The organism is Vibrio sp. 970, assembly GCF_033339075.1.
In genome coordinates, this window is the sequence record NZ_JAWOTW010000434.1 from 1 (window position 1) to 641 (window position 641).

At 43.4% G+C, this 641-nt stretch carries 1 protein-coding gene; it reads right to left on the reverse strand.

The features are described from left to right. Positions 1 to 184: 184 nt before the first annotated feature. The coding region (locus R7Q11_RS27140) for a ComEC/Rec2 family competence protein (RefSeq protein WP_225467105.1) at positions 185 to 641 on the reverse strand (457 nt) is incomplete at its 5' end.

A 641-nucleotide genomic window follows, 5' to 3' on the forward strand; every position in this document is an offset into this window, starting at 1 on the left:
TATCGGCATGACTTAAAATCATCGTATCGACACTTGAGTAACCTCTGCGGTACAGTACTGGCGTAATCACTTGCTCAGCTATACTGCCGTTTTGCCAAGCCTTGCCCGTATCATAGAGTAAAACTCTACCCTCTTTTTCGACCAGCACCGCCAACCCATGCCCGACATCAAGTACATCAATACTTCAAGTTTGGTTATATTGCTTAGGAAACAACCCTGTCATCACAACAATTACACAGACAAACATCCAAACGTAACGAGGCATAACATGTCTTAAAACGAGCACGGCACTCACTACAGCAATAACAAATGTCCACTCGGCACTAATGGGTTGCCAAGTCCCTATGGCATATCGAACCGACCAACTTAGTGGAACCAGAAATATGTCAAGCAAATACCATAGAACCGTCGCCAACATAGGAAAGAGCAATGACGCAATTAAAGCAGCAAACATGATTGGAACGACAACAAAGCCAAACCAAGGAATGAAAACCAAATTGTAGACTAAAGAAGACCAGCTAAATCCAGAGAAAAAATAGCCACTGATCGGGACAATCAATAAGCTCAGTATCAGTTGAGTCAACAGAAGTATCCGCAACTTTCCCAAACGACCTTCCTTCGAGTCTTGCACTGTGTTAACC